We start from the raw sequence: 18,377 nt of genomic DNA, 5'->3' as shown, positions 1-18,377 counted from the left end.
CGCAGGATCGGCCACTCCTGTCGGGTCAGCCGTCGATTTCGAGAGTGCTGGTCACGGTGTAGACGACGCCGTGGGGCAGGAAATCCACGGTGGCCTCGCCACCTAGCTGGTCGCGGGCGCTGCGCTCGATCAGCCGGGAGCCGAAGCCACGCTGGACCGGCGCGGTGACCTGTGGGCCGCCGGTTTCGGTCCAGATCATGCGCAGCTTCGGTCCGGGGCTCTCGTTGAGGATTTCCCAGTCCAGCGTCACCGTGCCGGTGTCGTTGGACAGTGCGCCATATTTGGCGGCGTTGGTCGCCATCTCATGGAGGATCATTGACAGCACCAAGGCAAGCCGGGGCGACAGCGGCACGCGGGGGCCGAACATCCTGACCCGCTCGGACGTGTTCAAGAGGTAGGGCCGCAGCACGCGGCTGACGACGTCCTGGAAGTCGGAGCCCTGCCATTTGTCGGTGGAGAGCAGATTGTGCGCCTCCGCCAGCGCGCCGAGCCGCCCCTCGAACTTGTCGCGCTCGGTGCGGCTTGCGCTGCGGAAGGTCTGCGTGGCGATCGATTGCAGGATCGCCAGCGTGTTCTTGACGCGGTGGTTGAGCTCTTCGATCAGCAGGTCGTGCAGCATCTCGCCGCGCGCGATCGTGGTTGCCATCCGCACCGCAAAGCCGAGCCCGACCAGCAGCAGGATGCCGCCGATCACGCTGGTGATCGCCAGCGAGCGCCACAGCGGCGCCACCAGCGAGTTCTCGGCGATCCCCGCGGCGACGGTCCAGCCGGTGACGCGCGACCTGGTGAAACCGGTGATCAGCGCCACGCCCTCCAGCGACACGGTCGGCAGCGTCGCCTCGCCGCGGCGGAACATCTCGGCAAACAGCGATGGCGAGGCGCGCTGGCCGATGGTCGCCTGCGGATTTGGCACCCGCGCGAGGTTGACGCCGTCGCTGTCGAAGATCGAGATGGTCCAGTCCTGGTTGAGGCGCTGCTTCTCGATGATGGCCTGGAACACCTCGATCGGCGGGCTGAAGGAGATGTCGTAGAGCACCTCACCGTCGCGCATCACCGGTACCTCGACGGTGATGATCAGCCGCTGCTTCACCGCGCCGAAGAACAGGTTGGAGTATTGCGGCTGCCGCGTCGCGAACACCTTCTCGAGGATCTCGAGATTGTTGCGCGGCGGCAGGCTCGCGGTGTCCGGCGTCAGCGAGGAGAACACCTGGCGTCCGGCGCGGTCTGCCACCAGCACCACGCCTTCCTTGCCGTACTGGTCGATGAAACCGACCGCGACGCGGCGGAAGTTGTCGAAGTCGCTGTTGCGCAGCGAGTTGGTCAGGGCCAGTACCTGCAGCCCGCCGGTCATGCGCTGCATTTCCGCATCGAGCAGCAGACGGATGCTGCGCGCCGTCTCCAGCACGCGCTGCGTGGCCGCCTGACGATCCCGCTGATAATTGTGGAAGACGATCCCGACCGCGAAGATGATCAGCGGCAACATCGTTCCCGCGACCAGAAGCGCGAGACGGACTGGCAATGTCAGTTTCGGCACGAAGTCCCCGGGTCGGTGCCCATTCGCTGCGAGCTTAGGGGAGGCGGGAAAAATTCGCCAAAGGAAATAGCTTTATATCAGAAAGGTTCCGCGGCGCCCAAAGCAAGATCCGGAAAAGTGTGAAGCGGTTTTCCGAAAGGATCATGCTCGAACGAGGAGCGTGCGCCGCGCAATGACGTCGTGTCAGAGATTGCTCTCGGTGATCGCGGCGTAGACCATGGTGCGCAGCTCGCGCCGCAGCGGATAGGCGCTCGACGGCAGCACCTGGGTCATGAAGATCGTGATCAGCTCCTCGGCCGGGTCGATGAAGAACGACGTCGTCGCGGCGCCGCCCCAGTTGAATTCGCCTGGACTGCCGGCGATCAGCGTCTGCGACGGGTGCATGGTGACGGCGAAGCCGAGGCCGAAGCCGATGCCGTTATAGGCGGCTTCGGCGAACATCGAGCGCGACATCGCCGGCAGGTCGACGCCGCCGGGCAGATGGTTCGAGGTCATCAGCTTCAGCGTCTTCGGGCCGAGCAGCCTGACGCCGCCGAGCTCGCCGCCATTGAGCAGCGTCCGGCAGAAGGTCAGGTAGTCGGCCGCGGTCGAGCACAGTCCGCCGCCGCCCGAGATCAGCGAAGGCGGCGCCAGGAACGAGCTGGTGGTCGGATCGTCCTGCAGCGTCAGTGTGCCCTTGCGCTCGGCGGCGAGCGGGTTGAAGCCGCCCTGCGGATCGGCGGAATAGCAGGCGGCAAACCGATGCGCCTTGTCGGCCGGCACGAAGAAATCCGTGTCGTTCATGCCGAGCGGCTTGAAGATGCGCTCCTTCAGGAATTGCTCGAACGGCTGGCCGGAGATCTTGCCGACGAGATAACCGAGCACGTCGGTCGAGACCGAGTAGTTCCAGGCTTCGCCCGGCGAGAACTCCAGCGGGATCTTCGCCAGGTCCTCGATCATGCCGTCGAGCGTGCCGGCCTTGATGACCTCGCCGATCTTCTTCTCGCGATAGGCCGCGTCGACATTCGAGCGCTGCTGGAAGCCGTAAGTGAGGCCCGAGGTGTGGCGCAAGAGGTCGACGATCTGCATCGGCCGCGTCGGTGGGCGGGTCAGGAAGGCGGGCGCGGTGCCGGCGACGAATACGCCGAGGTTCTTCCATTCCGGAATATATTTCGCGACCGGCTCGTCGAGCGCGACCTTGCCTTCCTCGACCAGCATCATGAAGGCGACTGATGTGATCGGCTTGGTCATCGAATAGATGCGGAAGATGGTGTCGTCCTTGACCGGCGCCTTGCGCTCGAGATCGGCAAAGCCCTGGACCGTGGAATGCACGATCTTGCCGCGGCGATAGATCAGGACCTGCGTGCCAGGAAAACGGCCGGCATCGATGTAGCGGCTCTTCAGATGCGCTTCGAGGCGGTTGAGGGCAGTGGTCGACATTCCCGCGGATTCGGGCGAGGCAGGCGTGGGGGCTAGCATCAGGCGTTTCTCCGGCTTGCAAGGCAGCCTTGATAGCCGAAAAGTGTCTGCTGCACCAATCCGCTGCCGCTTACCGGCATTGAGCTGGTGGTGTACCGTCGCCCCTGCAATCGCGCCCCCGAAGGGGCCCAAAGTATCTGCCAAGGTATCCGTCAAGGGAAACGCCGAGATGACCCAGTTCAACGAAACCGAGCTCACCGCCGCCGTCATCCGCAGCTTCGACCAGACACCCGATCCGCGGGCCAAGTTCCTGCTGCAGGAATTGGTGAAGTCGCTGCACGATTATGTGCGCAGGACCGATCTCACCTTCGAGGAATGGGACCAGGCGATCGGCTTCCTGACCCGCACCGGGCAGAAGTGCACCGACATTCGCCAGGAGTTCATCCTGTTGTCCGACGTGCTCGGCGTGTCGATGCTCGTCGATGCGGTCAACCATCGCGATCGCGATGGCGCGACCGAGACCACCGTGCTCGGCCCGTTCTATGTCGGCGAGCACAAGGTGACGCCGCACGGCACCGACATCTCGGCAAGCCTGCCGGGCGAGCGCATGTTCGTGCAGAGCCGCGTCACCGACCTCGGCGGCAAGCCGCTGGCCAATGTGCCGGTCGATATCTGGCACGCGGACGATGACGGATTCTATGACTCGCAGAAGCCGAGCTATGCCACCGAAGGTCCGTCGTCGCGGGCGCGCTTCATCACCGATGCCGACGGCCGCTTCTTCTTCCGCACTATCGTGCCGTGCAGCTATCCGATCCCGACCGACGGCCCGGTGGGGCAGATGATCACGCAGACCAACCGTCACCCGATGCGGCCGGCGCATGTGCACTTCCTGGTCAACGCCAAGGGCTACGAGCCGCTGATCACGCATGTCTTCGTCGAGGGCGACAAGTACATCGATTCCGACGTCGTGTTCGGCGTGAAGGATGAATTGATCGCCAAGGTCGAGCGCCGCACCGATCCTGTCATGCCCGATGGCCAGCGTTCGGATGGGCCGTGGAGCCTGATGACCTACGAATTCCATGTGAAGCCCGGCGGCGGAATGGCGCCCGCGCCGCTCGGCGCCAAGGTCACCGAAGACGCCTGATCGGTTCCGAACGCTTCTGCCCAATTCTTGTGCGTCGCACAAGGATTGGGCGAATCGCAAGTTTTGGCAGCGCGCGGAAAATTCGCGCGGGCTGCGACATGTTGCGCAAGGCTTTGCATCAAAATCGATTTTTGCACTGCGGTAGATTGGCACAAGGCTTGAATCATCATTAGCCGACGCCATTGAAGCCGTCCCTCGAGGCTACCCCATCGGATTTCTGACGCCGCCAGACTGGGGCCTTCCCGGTGCACGCCTTTTTGCGCCCTGCGCGCGTCGCCATCCGGAGGACGGCGCTCGACGCACTGACGCAACACCGCAACGCAACGACGCAAAGGACGACCGATGACCAAGCCCACCGACAAGCCGCCAAGCCGCGGCCTCAGCCGCCGTCAGCTACTGAAGGCAACCAGCGGCGCCGCCGCGCTGCTCGCCGCGGCCAAGCTCAACTTTCCCGCAGGCGCGTTCGCGCAGGGCGCCGGTCCCGAGGTGAAGGGCGCCAAGCTCGGCTTCATTGCGCTGACCGATGCCTCGCCGCTGTTCGTCGCCAAGGAGAAGGGCATCTTCGCCAAATACGGCATGCCCGATGTCGAGGTGCAGAAGCAGGCCTCGTGGGGCACCACGCGCGACAACCTCGTGCTCGGCTCCGAGGGCAACGGTATCGACGGCGCGCATATCCTGACCCCGATGCCGTATCTGATCTCGGCCGGCAAGGTAACGCAGAACAATCAGCCGACGCCGATGTACATCATGGCGCGGCTCAATTTGAACGGCCAGTGCATCTCGGTCGCCAAGGAATATGCCGATCTCAAGGTCGGCATCGACACCGCGCCGTTCAAGGCGGCGCTGGAGAAGAAGAAGGCCTCCGGCAAGGCGGTGAAGGCCGCGATGACTTTCCCGGGCGGCACGCATGATCTGTGGATCCGCTACTGGCTCGCCGCTGGCGGCATCGATCCCGACAAGGACATCGAGACCATCGTGGTGCCGCCGCCGCAGATGGTGGCCAACATGAAGGTCGGCACGATGGACTGCTTCTGCGTCTGCGAGCCGTGGAATCTGCAATTGATACATCAGGAGATCGGCTATACCGCGATCACGACCGGCGAGCTCTGGGACAAGCATCCGGAGAAATCGTTCGGCCTGCGCGCCGCCTGGGTCGACAAGAACCCGAAGGCCGCGAAGGCGCTGCTGATGGCTGTCATGGAAGCCCAGCAGTGGTGCGAGAAGGCGGAGAACCGCGCGGAGACCGCGGCGATCTGCGCCAAGCGGCAGTGGATCAACTGCCCGGTCGAGGACATCACCGACCGCATGAAGGGCAAGTTCGACTACGGCACCGGCCGCGTGATCGAGAATTCGCCGCAGCAGATGCGGTTCTGGAGCGACAACGCCTCCTATCCCTATCAGAGCCACGACCTCTGGTTCCTCACGGAAGACATCCGTTGGGGCAAGTACGAGGCAGGCTTCGACACCAAGGCGCTGATCGCCAAGGTGAACCGCGAGGATCTCTGGAAAGAGGCCGCCAAGGAGCTTGGCGTGTCCGACATTCCGGCCTCGACCTCGCGCGGCAAGGAGACCTTCTTCGACGGCAAGGTGTTCGATCCCGCCGATCCCGCGGCCTATCTGAAGTCGTTGTCCATCAAGCGTGTTGACGTCTGATTTGAGCGAGCCGCGCGAGCAGTGCGGCTCTCCTTTTTTTGACCATGGAGATTTTCGTTCAATGTCGATGCCTGCCATGAAGACCGAAGTGTCGGCGGTCGCGATCCCGACGGCCGCTGCCGCGGCGCCGGTCGTGACCATGACGCCGAAGCGCGCGCCGCGCGCCGAGACCTACGCCAGGATGGCGAAGGAGACCGCGGCGCGCGTGGTGCCGCCGCTGATCGTGGTCGCGCTGCTGCTGGTGGTGTGGGAGCTGATCTGCCGGCGCGCCGGCTCCAGCCTGCCGCCGCCGTCGAAAGTGTTCAAAGATACCAAGGAGCTGATCCTCGATCCGTTCTTCGACAATGGCGGCATCGACAAGGGCCTGTTCTGGCATCTCTCCGCCAGCCTGCAGCGCGTCGCCTACGGCTATTCGCTGGCGGCGATTGCGGGCATCGCGCTCGGCACGCTGGTCGGACAGTCGGTCTGGGCGATGCGCGGACTCGATCCGCTGTTCCAGGTGCTGCGTACCATCCCGCCGCTCGCCTGGCTGCCGCTGTCGCTGGCCGCATTCCGCGATGGCCAGCCCTCGGCGATCTTCGTGATCTTCATCACCTCGGTGTGGCCGATCATCATCAACACCGCGGTCGGCATCCGCAACATCCCGCAGGACTACCGCAACGTCGCGGCGGTCGTGCAGCTCAATCCGCTGGAGTTCTTCACCAAGATCATGATCCCGGCGGCCGCGCCCTACATGTTCACCGGCCTGCGCATCGGCATCGGCCTGTCCTGGCTCGCGATCGTCGCCGCGGAAATGCTGATCGGCGGCGTCGGCATCGGCTTCTTCATCTGGGATGCGTGGAATTCCTCGCATATCAGCGAAATCATCCTGGCGCTGTTCTATGTCGGCATCATCGGCTTCGTGCTCGACCGGCTCATTGCGGGCCTCGGCAAAGTGGTGACCCGCGGCACGGCGGCGAACTGAGGAGGAAGTCATGCAGGCCTATCTGAAGCTCGATCACATTGACAAGACCTTCACCCGCGGCAACGCCACCACGGAGGTGCTGAAGGACATCAACCTGACAATCGAGAAGGGCGAATACGTCTCGATCATCGGTCACTCCGGCTGCGGCAAGTCGACCCTGCTCAACATCGTCGCCGGCCTCACCGGCGCCACCAATGGCGGCGTGCTGCTGGAGAACCGCGAGGTCAATTCGCCGGGGCCGGATCGGGCCGTGGTGTTCCAGAACCACAGCCTGCTGCCGTGGCTCACCGTCTACGAGAACGTCAAGCTCGGCGTCGACAAGGTGTTTGCAAGGACCAAGAGCAAGGCCGAGCGCGACGCCTGGGTTATGCACAATCTCAGCCTGGTGCAAATGGCGCATGCCAAGGATAAGCGGCCGAGCGAGATCTCGGGCGGCATGAAGCAGCGCGTCGGCATCGCGCGTGCGCTCGCGATGGAGCCGAAGGTGCTGCTGCTGGACGAGCCGTTCGGCGCGCTCGACGCGCTGACCCGCGCGCATCTGCAGGATTCGGTGATGGCGCTGCACCAGAAGCTCGGCAACACCATCCTGATGATCACCCACGACGTCGACGAGGCGGTGCTGCTGTCGGACCGCATCGTGATGATGACCAACGGTCCGAGCGCGCGGATCGGCGAGGTGCTCGAAGTGCCCTTGGCGCGGCCGCGCAAGCGGCTCGAGCTCGCGACCAACCAGGGCTACCTGAAGTGCCGGCAGCGCGTGCTCGAATTCCTCTATGAGCGCCACAGCTTCGTCGAGGCGGCGTGATGATCACGTCGACGGCAAGCGTTTCCGCTTTGAACCGAAGCGCCGGCTTCGGTTACCAATGCTCGCGTTTTGAAAAATCGCTTCAGAGCTTATTTCATGACCGAGGAGAGTTGAGATGAATCCGACCCAAATCAAGCTGGTTCAGGACAGCTTTGGCAAGGTCGCGCCGATCTCGGAGCAGGCCGCGGTCATTTTCTACGATCGCTTGTTCGAAGTCGCGCCCGCCGTGAAGGCGATGTTTCCGGTCGACATGAAGGAGCAGCGCAAGAAATTGATGACGACGCTTGCCGTCGTCGTGAATGGGCTGAGCAATCTCGACACGATCCTGCCGGCCGCGAGTGCGCTGGCCAAGCGGCATGTCAGCTACGGCGCCAAGCCCGAGCATTATCCGGTGGTCGGCGGCGCGTTGTTGTGGACGCTGGAGAAGGGGCTCGGCGAAGCCTGGACACCTGACGTCGCCGCCGCGTGGACCGCGGCGTACGGCACGCTGTCCGGCTACATGATCTCGGAAGCCTATCGCCCGGCGCAGCCGGCCGAATAGGAAAACGTCGTAAGCACAGGACGGCTGTCCAACGTCATTGCGAGGAACGAAGTGACGAAGCAATCCATCTTGCCACGCATGGAGGTATGGATTGCTTCGCTTCGCTCGCAATGACGTGGTGGGCTTTGGGGTATTCGACGGCGCCAGCAATCTTCTCTATGGTTCGCCCCGTTCCGCCAACGGGTGAACCAACAATGATGTTCCTGGAAACGCCGCCGAAACTGATCGCGACTGAAATCTTCTCCGTCGTGCCGGCGGAATTCCGCCGCAGGGTGGCGAGCGAATGGGCCGACGCCAACCGCCCGGGCGCGGTGACCGACTGCTTCATCGAGGGACCGTCGTTCGATGCCGACGGCAATCTCTACATCGTCGACATTCCGTTTGGCCGCATCTTCAGGATCGCGCCGGACAAGTCGTGGTCGCAGGTTGCCGAGTATGACGGCTGGCCGAACGGGCTGAAGATCGATGCGATGGGCCGCATCCTGATCGCCGATTATCGGCACGGCTTGATGGAGCTCGACGCCAGGTCCGGCGAGGTCACGCCGCTGCTGCGCTCGCGCAACTCGGAATCGTTCCGCGGCTGCAACGACCTGCACATCGCCTCGAACGGCGACATCTGTTTCACCGATCAGGGCCAGACCGGGCTGCACGATCCGACCGGCCGCGTCTATCGGCTGCGGGTGAACGGAGCGCTCGACTGCCTGATCGACACCGGCATCAGCCCGAACGGCCTGGTGCTCGATCCGCACGAGGCGGTGCTATTCGTCGCGATGACGCGCGACAATGCGGTCTGGCGCGCGCCGTTCATGAAGGACGGCAGCGTCTCCAAGGTCGGCCGCTTCTGCTCGCTATTCGGCCCGAGCGGACCCGACGGCATGACGATGGACGTCGCCGGTCGGCTGTTCGTCGCGCACGCCTCGCTCGGCCATGTCTTCGTGTTTGCGCCGAACGGCGAGTGCATCGCGCGGATCAAGTCCTGCGCCGGGCCGAGCTGCACCAATGTCGCCATCGGCGGCGCCGACCGCGACCGCCTCTACATCACGGAATCGGTGACTGGCTCGGTGCTGGTCGCCGACATCAGCGGGCTCGGCTAGCTATCTTCCTGACTGTCGACCATCGTTATCGCACCTGGCGCGAGTCCCGAAGGATCGACGGCCATCAGGTCGGCCGTTGCCGGGGTCTGGCTGATCAGCGGTCGGAATGCAGCTTTTCGAGAAACTCCTTCACCCCGCTGACGGCGCCGGTGTTGGAGGCGACATAACCGGGAAGGGCGCCCACCGCCTTGTGGAACTCGCTGCTCTTCATGATGTCGAGCACGCGCTGCATCGGCTCGGTCTCGAGGAAGGCGCGCTTGCACACGAAGAAATAATCTTCCGTGAGCAGGCGGATGAAATCGAGCCCGAACTGCCGCGCCGCGGCCTCGACGCCAAAACTCGCATCCGCCATGCCGCTCGCGACATAGGCGGCGACCGCCGCATGGGTGAATTCCATATGCTGGGCGCCGTTGATCCGCCCTTCCGGGATCTTATGCAGCCTCAGCAATTGATCGAATAGCAGCCGCGTGCCGGAATCGTGGTCGCGGTTGACGAAACGGGCCTTGCGCTCGACGAGGTCCTTCAGCGTCGTGATCTTCAGCGGGTTGCCGCGCTTGACCATCAGGCCCATCTCGCGGGTCACGAAATTGATGACGCGGTCCTCGCGCGGATCGAGCCATTCGCGGCAGGCCTTGATGCCCTGCGCGCGCAATTCGCCGCGCGGCAGGTGCACGCCGGAGAGATCGCAGGCGCCCTGCGCCAGCGAGACCAGCGAGTTCTGGTTGCTGACATAGCGCAGATCGACGCCGACGCCGCCCGCGCGATCAAGGAATTCGCGCAGCTTGGATACCGCAAAGCCGTGGCTGGCATGGACCCGGATCACCGACGGTCGCTGCTCGAGAAATGGCTTGATCTCGGTGACCAGTTCCTGCGCGAGGTTCTCGAGCTGCAGCCCGAGCCGCGCCTGCATGCGCTCGCCGGCCCACACCAGCTTCTCGCCGAATGGCGTCAGCTTCGAGCCCTTGCCGCGGTGGGTTTCAACCAGCGGCACGCCGAAGAACTCGGTCCATTGCTCGATCAGGTTCCAGACATGGCGATAGGACAGCTGCGCATCGCTGGCGGCGCTGGTGATCTTTCCGGTCTTCCGGATCTCGTTGAGGATGCCGAGCATCACGACCGCGGTCTGCGGGCTGTCCTCTTTCCGAAAGCGCCAGACGGTCTCGATCTCGATCTGCAGCATCGTGGTCACCACTTATGAAGTTGACTTCATATCCTTGGCGTGCCAATCGGCACAAGATATCATATTTACTGCTGATCGAAGCCTCCTAGGTTGAGTGACAACACCAGGAGGAAATATGATGTCCGTTGCATATGACTATGAGCGTGACGCCCGCCGCGCCCCGACCATCAGGGACGAACTGCTGCTGATCGACGGCGCCCGCGTCCGTTCGTTGTCCGGAAATACCTTCAAGTCGCTCAATCCCGCCACCGAGCAGATGATCGCTACGATTGCCGAGGGCAATGAGGCCGATGTCGATCGTGCCGTGGCGGCTGCCCGCCGCGCCTTCGAGGGGCCGTGGCGCACCATGCGCTCGGCTGAACGTGGCCACATTCTGCTCCGATGGGCTGAACTGCTGAAGCAGCATGCCGACGAGATTGTCGCGCTCGAAAGCCTCGATGCCGGCAAGCCGATTGCGGGTGTGCTGCGCCAGGATTTTCCGGCCGCCATCGACACGCTGACCTATTACGCCGGCTGGGCCGACAAGATCAGCGGCGATGTGGTCTCGGCGCGCGACGACGCGTTGACCTATACGGTGCGCGAGCCGGTCGGCGTGGTCGCCGCGATCGTGCCGTGGAATTTCCCGCTGATGATCGGCATGTGGAAGCTCGCGCCGGCGCTCGCCTGCGGCTGCACGGTGGTGATGAAGCCGGCCGAGCTGACCTCGTTGTCGGCGCTGCGCATCGGCGAGCTCGCGCTCGAGGCCGGTTTGCCGAAGGGCGTGCTCAACATCGTGACCGGGCCCGGTCGCGTCGTCGGCGACGCGCTGGTCAATCATCCCGATGTCGACAAGGTGACGTTCACCGGCTCGCCCGGCGTCGGCCGCGGCATCATGAAGGGCGCCGCCGGCAACTTCAAACGGGTCTCGCTCGAGCTCGGCGGCAAGTCCGCCAATGTGATCTTCGACGATGCCAATCTCGAAGCCGCTGCCAAGGCCGCGGCTGCCGGCATCTTCTTCAACGCCGGGCAGGTCTGCTCGGCCGGCTCGCGCGTGCTGGTGCAGGAGAACGCCTATGACGAGGTGGTCGAGCGTCTGGTCGACCGTGCGGAAGCGTTGCGGATCGGCGATCCCGCCGATCGCGCCACCGCGCTCGGGCCAGTCATCTCCGAGAAGCAGATGCGCTCGATCCTCGATTATGTCGAGATCGGCAAGCATGAGGGCGCGCTGCTGGCCACCGGCGGTGCGCGGGTCGGTGACCTCGGCTATTTCATCAGCCCCGCGGTGTTCGCCAACGTTGCGCACGAGATGCGCATCTCGCAGGAGGAGATTTTTGGCCCCGTCGTCAGCGTGATCAAGTTCAAGGACGAGGCCGATGCGCTGCGCATCGCCAACGGCACCGCCTACAGCCTCGCTGCCGGCGTCTGGAGCGCGGATATGGGCCGCGTGCAGCGCTTCGCCAAAAAGGCCCGCGCCGGCACGGTGTGGATCAACACCTATGGCTACACCGACGTGCGATTGCCGTGGGGCGGCGAGCGCGATTCCGGCCTCGGCCGCGAGCACGGCACCGCCGCGCTCGACAATTTTACCGAGCCTAAGGCGGTGTGGATGAACCTCAACGTTTGATGCGCGTCGAGAGACGCGAGAGCGCGCGTCACAATACAGCTGTCGTCCCGGCGAAGGCCGGGACCCATAACCACGAATATCTGTTGTTGCACAACGGGTGGAATGGCGAGTCCCGCCAACGACGACTGCTGCGGAGTATGGGTCCCGGCCTTCGCCGGGACGACGATGTGGAGATATCGCCGGGATGACGATGTGGAGACATGGTCGTCGGTATGCTTTATCGTCCTGCGCGGAGCCACAAGGGAACTACGCAGAACGAGGCGATCGTGCAGACAAAAAAATTCGGCGACAACGGCCCGCAGGTCTCGGTGATCGGGCAGGGCACCTGGTATCTCGATCGCGGTGATCGCAAGGCGGCCGTCGCTGCGCTCAAGCGCGGCATCGATGCCGGCACGACGCATATCGACACCGCCGAGATGTATGGCGACGCCGAGCTCGTGATCGCGGATGCGATGTCCGGCCGGCGCGACGAACTGTTCCTGGTCTCGAAGGTCCTGCCGAGCAACGCCTCGCGGCGCGGCACTATTACCGCCTGCGAGCGCTCGCTGAAGCGGCTGAAGACCGATCGCCTCGATTGCTATCTGTTGCACTGGCGCGGAACCACTCCGCTTGCCGAGACGGTCGCGGCGTTCGACGAATTGATCGCGGCGGGCAAGATCCGGTCCTGGGGCGTCAGTAATTTCGACACCGAGGATCTCGACGAACTGCTGGATGTCGCGGGTGAAGGCAAGATTGCCTGCAACCAGGTGCTCTACCATCTGCAGGAGCGCGCCATCGAGCACGCCGTGATCCCGTGGTGCGAGCAGCACGGCGTCGCCGTCGTCGCCTATTCGCCGTTCGGTCACAATGATTTTCCTTCGTCGTCGAGCAGGGCCGGCACGCTGCTGCAATCGATCGCGCAGGCGCACAAGGCAACGCCGCGCCAGGTGGCGCTAAGTTTCCTCACGCGGCTGCCGTCGGTGCTCGCGATTCCGAAGGCGTCGAACGCGGAACACGCGGCGGAGAATGCGGCGGCAGGAACTCTGAAGCTCAGCGGCGATGAACTCGCCGCGCTCGATGCCGCGTTCCCGCGCGGGCCGAAGCCGCGCTCGCTGCCGATGCTCTGAGGGCGTTCCGCTCCACACAGTTCTTAACAAACTGTTGCAGTTGCGGCGGCACACGGCCTGCGGCGGGCGGTCGCGCGCGCTGGCGCATATCGGAGTCCCGTTTTCGGGCATTGTTCTCGCGGCGGAATTGGCGTTTTGTACGAGGAGCAGATTCCCTTTATTTTGCCTTCGAGATTGCCGTGACACCGCCCCCCGCAGCCGTGGCCGCCAGGCTGGACAGCGTTCCCCTTTCATTGCCCGCAAAGACCGCGCCCGCAGCGACAAGCAAGGCGCCCGCCCGCACCGACCGGCCGTTCAAGGGCATCGCGCTGATCCTGCTGTCGACCGTGTTCCTGGGCACCTCCGACGTCACGGCAAAATATCTCTCCTCCACGCTGCCCTCGATCGAGATCGCCTGGATCCGCTTCCTGGTGTTTGTGATGATCATGACGCCGGCGATGCTGCCAGGCTCGCCGCTGTTCGCGCTGCGCAGCAGCCGTCCCGGCCTGCACGTGCTGCGCGGCGCCGCGCTGCTTGGCTCCTCGCTGATCTTCATCACGGGGCTCGGCTTCCTGCCGATCGCCGAAGCCTCCGCCACCAGCTTCGTCTCGCCGCTGTTCGTCACCGCGCTGTCGATCGCTTTCCTCGGTGAGAGGGTCGGCATGCGACGCTGGATCGCGACCGCGGTCGGCCTCGCCGGCGTGTTCATCATCCTACGGCCGGGCACCAGTGCCTTCCATCCCGCCGCGATCTTTCCGATCGTCTCGGCGCTGGCGTGGGCGGCTACGTTGATCCTGACGCGTATGATGAGCGGCAGCGAGCGCCCGATCACCGTGATGACCTATTCGTCGATCGTCGGCGTCGCCATCGTCAGCGCGCTGGTGCCGTTCGTCTGGGTCACGCCGAGCTGGCACGACATCATGTTCGGCATCCTGATCGGCGTTGCGTCCACCGTCGGACAGTGGATCGTGGTGCTGGCGTTCCGCTATGGCGATGCCTCGGTGCTCGCGCCGTTCTCCTACACGCAGCTGCTGTGGGTCAGCATCCTCGGCTTCATGATCTTCGGCGAAGTGCCCGACCGTTGGACCATTCTCGGCGCCGGCTTCATCGTCGCCTCAGGCCTCTACACCGCGCATCGCGAGCGCGTCCGACGGTCGCAGCTGCTGACCGTGGCCAGCGAGCCGTCGCCGAACGCCTGAGCGTCCGGACGAAATCGTGCGTCGGTTGCGAAGCCGGCTTCAACTAGCGTTGCGCGGGTACAACAGTCGGGCCGAAATCTTTGATCTCGGATCGCTGAATCACCGGATTTCGGAAACGATCGGCAACCTCACACTTCGCCGCGTGCTAACCCTAGCCCCAAGGGCGCCGCAGAGCGTTTGGGGGGCGGGTAAGTGCATTTTGGTTCGTTCTTTTTCCTGTCAGGCGGTCGGTCGTCTCGCGCTGCGATGGCCTTGGCACTCTGCGCCCTGACCAGCGCAATCGAGTTGCCGACCGGCTCGGCACAAGCGCAAAGCTACACTTGGGGCGGCACGGGCAGCTCGACGAGCACCGATGTCTACGAACTCCCGACCAACTGGTCGACCACGTCGGCCGGCGCGCCGCCGATCCTCCCGAACCAGTCAGCCATTTTCGATTCATCGGGATCGGCGACGGTCACCATCGGGCCCGGCTTGATGCTGCCGGGGTCCTGGAGCTTCACCGCCAATTCGCAATCCTACACGATCAATGGCAACCCGGTTGGCTTCAGCCTGTCCGGGCCGACCGGCGGCCTGATCAACCAGGCCAACAACGGCCAGACCATCACGATCAACGCCAACCTCACCGACGGCATTGGCGGTCCGGCGATGGTGCAGCAGCTCGGCAATAGCACGCTGGTGCTCGCGGGCACCAATGCCTATTCCGGCGGCACGCTGATCTCCGCCGGGACCGTGCAGGTGACGAATGCGGATTCGGTCGGCACCGGCACCATCACGCTCAATGGCGGCACGTTCCAGATGCAGTCGCCGACGGTCTCGAGCGTCGCCTTCGCCAACAACATCGCGGTCAATGCGGCCGGCGGCACGGTCGATGCGAACGGCGCCCAGGTCAATCTCCAGGGCGTGATCGCCGACGGCGTCGGCGCCGGGGTTCTGCGCCTGATCGACTCGTCGGCGTCCGCGTTCTCCAATGTGCAGCTCTCCGGCGCCAACACCTATTCCGGCGGCACGCTGGTGGTCGATACGACCGTTGTCGTCAGCAACAACAGTTCGGTCGGGTCAGGCACCGTCACGCTCGACAATGCCTCGTTTCAGGCCGACGGCCTCATCAACCTGACTTTCAGCAACAACTTCAAGATCAACACGTCGGCGATCGGCAGCGCGATCGACGCCAATGGCGTGACGCTCACGATCGCCGGCAACATCGCCGACGGCAACGGCCCCGGCAAGCTGACGGTGCTGGATAATTCAGGCGGCCTCGGCCGCGTCGTGCTGCTCGGCACCAACACCTACACCGGCGGCACCACGATCTGCGATTGCGCGACGTTGCAACTCGGCGACGCCAGCCACACCGCTTCGATCGTCGGCGAGGTCGCCGTCGACGGCAAGTTCGACATCGTGAATGCCAACACCGCGGGCATCACCAAGATCGTCAACGACGGCTTCAACGGGATCGCCACCACGACGTTCTACAATTCCACCACGGCGTCGACGGCGACGATCGTCAACCAGAATTTCGGCATTACGGAGTTTCGCGACAGCAGCACCGCTGGCAATGCCACCGTGAGCAACACCAATGGTGCGCTCACAGTGTTCCGCGACACCAGTTCTGCCGGCAACGCCAGGTTCACCAACACCAACGGCGGCATTGTGGTGTTCGGCGACGCGTTTGGTCCTCCCGGCGGCTCCGACACCAGCACGGCCGCCAAGGCCGTGATCGACAACTCCAACGGCGGCGCCGCGGTGTTTCTGGGCCACACCAATGCAGGGCAGGCCACCATCACCAACGGCACCAATGGCGGCTCGACGCAGTTTTTCGAGTCCTCATCTGCGGCTTCGGCAACCATCGTTACGCTCGCGGGCGGTCAGGTCGCCTTTTTTCAGAACAGCACGGCGGCGAACGCCAGTTTCGACAACAGCGGCGTGCTCTATTTCGGATCTGTCGGTATCAACCCGGTAGAGGCGCCGACCGCGGCCAACGCGACGATCGTCAATCGGGCTGGCGGCGTTTTCCAGTTCGATGCCTATGCCACCGCGGGCAATGCGATTATCGACAACCAGGCCGGCAGCCAACACATCTTCACGGCGTTCGCTACCGCGGGCGACGCCACCATTACCACTGAAGCCGGCAGTACCATTAAGTTCTTCAACAACGCGACCGGCGGCAACGCACAGTTCATCACCAACGGCACCGGACTGGTCGATTTCTCGCTCAGCACGGGGCTGAACGGCGACGGGCGCATCACCGCGGGTTCGATCGCAGGCTCTGGCTTCTATTATATCGGCTCAGGCAACACCCTCGCCGTTGGCAGCAATAATCTCTCGACGACGCTCAGCGGCGTGCTTGCCGACTTCGATCCGTTGAACCCATTCCATATCTGTGGCTGTTTCGGCGGCGGTCGCACCGGTCCGGCGAATTTTGAAAAGACCGGCAGCGGCACGCTGACCCTGTCGGGCACCAATACCTACACCGGCACCACCGTCGTCAATGGCGGCATCCTGCAGGTCGACGGCTCGATCGCCTCGTCGAGCCTCACCACGGTGAATGCCGGCGGCGCGCTCTCCGGCATCGGCACCGTCGGCAACACGACGATTGCAAGCGGCGGCATCCTGATGCCCGGCAACGCGACACCAGGCACATCCCTGAACGTGGCGGGCAACCTCGCCTTCCAGTCGGGGGCACTGTACCTCGTCGGGCTCAATTCGACGGCGTCCACCTTGGCCAAGGTGAGCGGCAGTGCGACGCTGGCCGGATCGGTCGGCGTCAGCGTCGCCGCCGGCAGTACGATTGCCAAGCAATACACCATCCTGTCGGCGGCCGGCGGCCGCAACGGCACGTTCGCCGGTATCGATTCAACCGGGCTGCCGTCGAACCTCGTCGCGACGCTCGGCTATGACGCGAGCAACACCTATCTGAACTTCACGCTCGATTACGGCGCGAAGTCGAAGCTGAACGTCAATCAGCAGAACGTCGCCGCCACACTGCAGAACTTCTTCAACGCCAATGGCGGTATCAACGCGGTGTTCGCCGGGCTGTCGCCGGCCGGCTTGACGCAGGCCTCGGGCGAGGGCGCGACCGGTTCGCAGCAGGCGACGTTCAACGCGATGGGCCTGTTCCTCGGTCTGCTGACCGATCCGTTCGTCGCCGGGCGCGATGGTGGGTTTGGCGGCGGCGCGGGGGCGACGCCGTTCGCCGAGAAGAGCATGCCGCTCGCCTATGCGGCGCGCCAGAGCGAGCCGCGCGATGCGCTGGCCGCGATCTACACCAAGGCGCCGTCGCGACTGGTCGATTTCGAGCAGCGCTGGAGCGTATGGGCGGCGGGCTATGGCGGCTCGCAGACCACCAGCGGCAATGCGGTGCTGGGCTCGAACAACACCAGCAGCAGCCTCTATGGCACCGCGGTTGGCGCCGACTACCGCTTCTCGCCGAACACCATTGCCGGCTTTGCGCTCGCCGGCGGCGCGAGCAGCTTCAGCGTCAACGGTCTCGGCTGGGGCCGCTCTGATCTGTTCCAGGCCGGTGCGTTCGTTCGCCACAGCGTCGGCGCGGCGTACTTGAGCGCGGCGCTCGCCTATGGCTGGCAGGATGTCACCACCGATCGCATCGTCGCCGCGGCCGGCGCCGATCATCTGCGCGCCAACTTCAATGCCAATGCCTGGTCGGGCCGGCTCGAGGGCGGCTATCGCACTGCCACGCCGTGGATCGGGCTGACGCCTTATGCGGCGGCGCAGTTCACGAGCTTCGAGCTGCCGGCCTATGCGGAGAGCGTGGTCTCCGGCGGCGGTGCCTTCGCGCTGAATTATGCCGCGAAGAGCGTCACCGACGTCCGGAGCGAACTCGGTCTGCGCTCCGACAAATCGTTCGTTATTGACGGCGGCATCTTCACGCTGCGCGGCCGCGTTGCCTGGGCGCACGACTTCAATCCGGACCGCGCCGTTGGTGCGGTGTTCCAGACGCTGCCCGGCGCGGCCTTCATGGTCAACGGCGCGGCGCAGGCCAGCGACTCGGCGCTGACCACCGCCTCCGCCGAGCTGAAGTGGCGCAACGGCTGGTCGGCCGCCGCGACCTTCGAGGGCGAATTCTCCAACGTGACACAGTCTTACGCCGGCAAGGGCGTTATGCGCTATACGTGGTGACCCTCCGTGCTATAGCCTCCTGCGGCGAAAGCTTGTCCCGGAC

At 64.4% G+C, this 18,377-nt stretch carries 13 protein-coding genes; 10 read left to right on the top strand and 3 right to left on the bottom strand.

The window, feature by feature from the left end:
- Positions 1-25: 25 nt before the first annotated feature.
- Complete coding sequence (locus J2R76_RS15340; protein ID WP_200844599.1) at positions 26-1,534, bottom strand: sensor histidine kinase; 1,509 nt, start codon at positions 1,532-1,534, stop codon at positions 26-28.
- 183 nt (positions 1,535-1,717) lie between these two features.
- Positions 1,718-2,992, bottom strand: coding sequence for a serine hydrolase (locus J2R76_RS15335; RefSeq protein ID WP_057017516.1), 1,275 nt, complete (start codon positions 2,990-2,992; stop codon positions 1,718-1,720).
- 169 nt (positions 2,993-3,161) lie between these two features.
- On the opposite strand from J2R76_RS15335, the gene J2R76_RS15330 reads away from it, so the two are divergent.
- The 6 genes from J2R76_RS15330 (at position 3,162) to J2R76_RS15305 (ending at position 9,133) form a co-directional block, all read left to right on the top strand.
- Positions 3,162-4,076, top strand: coding sequence for an intradiol ring-cleavage dioxygenase (locus J2R76_RS15330; RefSeq protein WP_076827021.1), 915 nt, complete (start codon positions 3,162-3,164; stop codon positions 4,074-4,076).
- 342 nt (positions 4,077-4,418) lie between these two features.
- Positions 4,419-5,729 (top strand): CmpA/NrtA family ABC transporter substrate-binding protein, encoded by a 1,311-nt coding sequence (locus tag J2R76_RS15325; RefSeq protein ID WP_141340334.1) that lies wholly within the window; start codon positions 4,419-4,421, stop codon positions 5,727-5,729.
- Positions 5,730-5,790: 61 nt separating this feature from the next.
- Entirely contained in the window at positions 5,791-6,693 is a 903-nt protein-coding gene (ntrB, locus tag J2R76_RS15320) for a nitrate ABC transporter permease (protein WP_141340333.1), read from the top strand.
- Positions 6,694-6,703: 10 nt separating this feature from the next.
- Entirely contained in the window at positions 6,704-7,498 is a 795-nt protein-coding gene (locus J2R76_RS15315) for an ABC transporter ATP-binding protein (protein ID WP_057017512.1), read from the top strand.
- A gap of 115 nt (positions 7,499-7,613) precedes the next feature.
- A complete protein-coding gene (locus J2R76_RS15310; RefSeq protein ID WP_141340332.1) occupies positions 7,614-8,039 on the top strand; it encodes a globin family protein in 426 nt (141 codons plus the stop codon).
- Between the two features lie 194 nt (positions 8,040-8,233).
- Positions 8,234-9,133, top strand: coding sequence for an SMP-30/gluconolactonase/LRE family protein (locus J2R76_RS15305; protein ID WP_200844598.1), 900 nt, complete (start codon positions 8,234-8,236; stop codon positions 9,131-9,133).
- A 94-nt stretch (positions 9,134-9,227) separates the two neighbouring features.
- Here the strand turns inward: J2R76_RS15305 and J2R76_RS15300 are convergent, their stop codons facing one another.
- Positions 9,228-10,313 carry a substrate-binding domain-containing protein gene (locus J2R76_RS15300; RefSeq protein ID WP_057017575.1) on the bottom strand — a complete coding sequence of 362 codons (1,086 nt, stop codon included), beginning with the start codon at positions 10,311-10,313 and terminating at the stop codon, positions 9,228-9,230.
- 118 nt (positions 10,314-10,431) lie between these two features.
- Between J2R76_RS15300 and J2R76_RS15295 the strand changes: the two genes are divergently transcribed.
- The 4 genes from J2R76_RS15295 to J2R76_RS15280 all read left to right on the top strand — a co-directional run bounded on the left by J2R76_RS15295 (position 10,432) and on the right by J2R76_RS15280 (position 18,334).
- Entirely contained in the window at positions 10,432-11,916 is a 1,485-nt protein-coding gene (locus tag J2R76_RS15295) for an aldehyde dehydrogenase family protein (RefSeq protein WP_200844603.1), read from the top strand.
- 266 nt (positions 11,917-12,182) lie between these two features.
- Positions 12,183-13,022 carry an aldo/keto reductase gene (locus J2R76_RS15290; RefSeq protein WP_141340330.1) on the top strand — a complete coding sequence of 280 codons (840 nt, stop codon included), beginning with the start codon at positions 12,183-12,185 and terminating at the stop codon, positions 13,020-13,022.
- A 233-nt stretch (positions 13,023-13,255) separates the two neighbouring features.
- Positions 13,256-14,200, top strand: coding sequence for a DMT family transporter (locus J2R76_RS15285; RefSeq protein WP_200844602.1), 945 nt, complete (start codon positions 13,256-13,258; stop codon positions 14,198-14,200).
- Positions 14,201-14,446: 246 nt separating this feature from the next.
- Positions 14,447-18,334 (top strand): autotransporter domain-containing protein, encoded by a 3,888-nt coding sequence (locus J2R76_RS15280; RefSeq protein WP_141340328.1) that lies wholly within the window; start codon positions 14,447-14,449, stop codon positions 18,332-18,334.
- Positions 18,335-18,377 lie beyond the last annotated feature (43 nt).

Origin of the sequence: Bradyrhizobium sp. USDA 4532 (genome assembly GCF_024171315.1) — a bacterium.
Taxonomy (GTDB): Bacteria; Pseudomonadota; Alphaproteobacteria; order Rhizobiales; family Xanthobacteraceae; genus Bradyrhizobium; species Bradyrhizobium australafricanum.
The sequence above is the reverse complement of the archived record's forward strand: the minus strand, read 5'-3'. Positions and strand labels throughout refer to the sequence as shown.

Coding starts and splice junctions, on each gene's coding strand:
- J2R76_RS15325 (WP_141340334.1), top strand. CDS start 4,419: ATGACCAAGCCCACCGACAAGCCGCCAAGCCGCGGCCTCAGCCGCCGT.
- J2R76_RS15330 (WP_076827021.1), top strand. CDS start 3,162: ATGACCCAGTTCAACGAAACCGAGCTCACCGCCGCCGTCATCCGCAGC.
- J2R76_RS15310 (WP_141340332.1), top strand. CDS start 7,614: ATGAATCCGACCCAAATCAAGCTGGTTCAGGACAGCTTTGGCAAGGTC.
- ntrB (WP_141340333.1), top strand. CDS start 5,791: ATGTCGATGCCTGCCATGAAGACCGAAGTGTCGGCGGTCGCGATCCCG.
- J2R76_RS15280 (WP_141340328.1), top strand. CDS start 14,447: ATGGCCTTGGCACTCTGCGCCCTGACCAGCGCAATCGAGTTGCCGACC.
- J2R76_RS15305 (WP_200844598.1), top strand. CDS start 8,234: ATGATGTTCCTGGAAACGCCGCCGAAACTGATCGCGACTGAAATCTTC.
- J2R76_RS15335 (WP_057017516.1), bottom strand. CDS start 2,992: ATGCTAGCCCCCACGCCTGCCTCGCCCGAATCCGCGGGAATGTCGACC.
- J2R76_RS15295 (WP_200844603.1), top strand. CDS start 10,432: ATGTCCGTTGCATATGACTATGAGCGTGACGCCCGCCGCGCCCCGACC.
- J2R76_RS15300 (WP_057017575.1), bottom strand. CDS start 10,313: ATGCTGCAGATCGAGATCGAGACCGTCTGGCGCTTTCGGAAAGAGGAC.
- J2R76_RS15315 (WP_057017512.1), top strand. CDS start 6,704: ATGCAGGCCTATCTGAAGCTCGATCACATTGACAAGACCTTCACCCGC.